Origin of the sequence: Jatrophihabitans sp. (assembly GCF_051960575.1) — a bacterium.
In the GTDB taxonomy this organism is placed as follows: domain Bacteria; phylum Actinomycetota; class Actinomycetes; order Mycobacteriales; family Jatrophihabitantaceae; genus JBQCEE01.
Genome location: NZ_JBQCEE010000179.1, coordinates 1 through 2785 on the forward strand (window position 1 = coordinate 1; position 2785 = coordinate 2785).

The window sequence follows — 2785 nt, forward strand, 5'->3', positions numbered from 1 at the left end:
GCGGGCCGTCGCGAGGCCGGGCGTTTCCTCGCCGAGGGCGCGCAGGCGGTCCGCGAGGCCCTGCGCGCACCCGACGTCGTGGTCGAGCTCTTCGCGACGGCCGAGGCGTCCGCGCGGCACCGCGACATCGTCGGCACCGCCGTCTCGGCGGGCATCCGGGTCGACGAGATCTCGGTCAAGGCGGCGGCCGCGCTCTCCGAGACGGTGACCCCGCAGGGGCTCGTCGCCGTCTGCCGTGCCATCGACGTGCCGCTCACCGCCGCGCTCGACCGGCGGCCGCCGCTCGTCGCGGCGTTGGTCGAGACGAACGATCCCGGCAACGCAGGGACGATCCTGCGCACCGCCGACGCCGCGGGCGCGGGCGCCGTCGTCCTGGCCGGCACGGGCGTCGACCCGTACAACGGCAAGGCGGTGCGGGCGTCCGCGGGCAGCCTGTTCCACCTGGACGTGGTGGCGGGCCACCCCGTCGACGACCTCGTGCCCGCCGCCCGCCGCGCCGGCTACTGCGTGCTCGCGACCACGGGCGGCGGCACGGCGTCGCTGTTCGACCTCGACGCCGACCTGCTCGGCGCGCCCACCCTCTGGCTGTTCGGCAACGAGGCCCACGGCCTGCCGCCCGCCGTGCTCGCCGCCGCCGACCTCACCGTCTCGGTGCCGATCCTCGGCCGCGCCGAGAGCCTCAACCTGGCCGCCGCCGCCGCGGTCTGCCTCTACGCGTCCGCCCGCGCGCACTCCCGCCGCGGGTGACGCTTCCGCGGTGTCGGTGACGGACCGCGAGGTCGGGTGACGGACATGAAGATCGGGTGACGGCGAATTCGCCGTCACCCGATCTCTCGATCCGTCACCCGCGCGGGTGGTCCGTCACCGTGGACGCGGTTCCCAGGTCAGCCGGCGACGGTGGGCAGGGTGAGCACCTGCGTCGGGCCGGAGGCGATGGTGACCGGCGTCGGGGTGACGCCGCCGCGGTAGTTCAGCGAGCCGCCCGCGATGTCCAGGCGCAGCTGATGCCCCGCGGCGAACTGGTGGACGATCGCCGGCAGCGTCACCGTGAACGGCGCGGTCACGTCGGGGACGCGGATCGGCGCCACCTGGCCACGGATGAGCGACACCGTGCCGTCCGGGGCGACGTCCTGCAGCTTGACGAACAGCACCAGCTGGCCGGCCGGTCCGGTGAGCTGCGTGAGCGCGGCGGTCGGTGCGCTCACCTGCAGTCGCAGCGTCGGCGAGCCCGCGACGTCCACGGGTGCCGAGAGCGCCGTGGTGGTCCACGTCGCTGCGGTGCCCGGCGCGTCCGGGTCGTTCGTCGTCGCCGATCCCGTGTAGCTGCCGAAGACGTCCTGCGGGTCGAGCGACGTGGGCAGGCCCGCCGGGGGCGTCACGAACGACTGCGAGCCGGCCGTCGCGTCCGAGGCGAGGCCGACCAGGCCGTTGCTGCCGCCGAGGTAGAAGTTCTTCGCGGTGCCGACCGGGAAGCTCGACGAGGACGCGTAGGCGGCGTCCGCGCGGCCGGTGTACGAGACCCAGTCGCGGAAGTAGGCGAACGCGGGGCCGGTCGAGACCGACGAGCCGCGCAGGTAGTGGTTGAACCAGTTGACGATGCGCTGCGTGTCGTACTGCGTCGCCGGGTCCGGCGCCGAGGCGTCGTACTCGCCCGCGGCCGGGCCGCCCGAGTGGCCCCACTGCTGCCAGATCATCTGCACCGGCGTGCCCTGCGCCTTGAGCGCCTTGTACGTCGCGATCGCCTCGGTGAGGTTGAACAGGGTGTCGGTCTCGCCCTGCATGAGCAGCACCGGGATCTTGACGGCGGAGTAGTAGGTCGAGACGGACGCCGTCTGCAGCGCGGCGATCGCGTCCGGCTGCAGGTAGCCCGTGGTGCCGCCGGTGACGAGCGCCGGGCAGACGAAGTCGGCGAAGTTCGGGCAGCCGACGAGCCGTGACGGGTCGGCCTGCCCCTGCTGCACGCCCTGCACCGCGCCCTCGGCCGAGAAGCCCGCGGCCCAGTTCAGCTTCACCGCGCCCGGCGTGCTGGTGGTGACGCCCTTGGTCTGGGCGGTGTTGTTCGGGTCGAGCGAGTAGGCCAGGTCGTTCCAGGTGATCTGCGGGACGATCGTGTCGATGCGCGGGTCGACCGCGGCCGCGGCGAACTGGATCTGGCCGCCGTACGAGCCGCCGATCATGCCGACCCGGGGGTCGTTCGCGTGCGGCCTGCCGTCGGAGCCCTTCGCGTCGCGCTGCACGACGGTCAGCGCCGGCGCCGGCGTCGTGTGGGCCGCGTCGGTGAACGCGATGCCCGACGCGCCGCCGAGGTAGCTCACCAACTGGCTCGCCGCCCGGCCGTCGTGGTCGCGATCGTCCAGGGTGATCTTGCAGCCCGACCCGCCGAACCCGAGCCCTGAGTACGAGAGCACGGCGTAGTCCTGCGTGCCGGCGAAGTAGGCGCCGATGCCGGCCTGGTCGTCCTTCGACCCGCCGAAGCCGTTCGTGGTCAGGATCGCCGGCACCTTGTGCGTCGGCGAGGCGTCCGCCGGCAGGTAGAGGTCGCCGATGATGTCGCACGGCGTGCTGCCGTCGGCGCCGGTCGCGACCGCGAAGTGCAGGGTCTGGACGCTGTAGGCCGCGGTGGCGGCGGCGGGCGTGCCGCCGACCGCGGCGGCGGCCAGCGCGAGGGCGACCGAGCCGGTGACGGCGGCGGCGAGCGGGCGGGATCGGCGCATGGGCGGGCACTCCTGGAGTCGTCCCGCCGGTACGGGTCCGTACCGGCATTCGGCTGATCAACGAGACGGCG

The 2785-nt window shown here is 74.1% G+C and carries 2 protein-coding genes; one reads left to right on the plus strand and one right to left on the minus strand.

Going from position 1 to position 2785, the window contains the following annotated elements:
- Nucleotides 1-747 (plus strand): TrmH family RNA methyltransferase (locus tag ACTHMS_RS10350; RefSeq protein ID WP_440306580.1); only part of this gene is annotated, 747 nt, incomplete at its 5' end.
- A 137-nt stretch (nt 748-884) separates the two neighbouring features.
- Here the strand turns inward: ACTHMS_RS10350 and ACTHMS_RS10355 are convergent.
- Nucleotides 885-2714 carry a CocE/NonD family hydrolase gene (locus ACTHMS_RS10355; protein ID WP_440306581.1) on the minus strand — a complete coding sequence of 610 codons (1830 nt, stop codon included), beginning with the start codon at nt 2712-2714 and terminating at the stop codon, nt 885-887.
- Between the last annotated feature and the right edge of the window lie 71 nt (nt 2715-2785).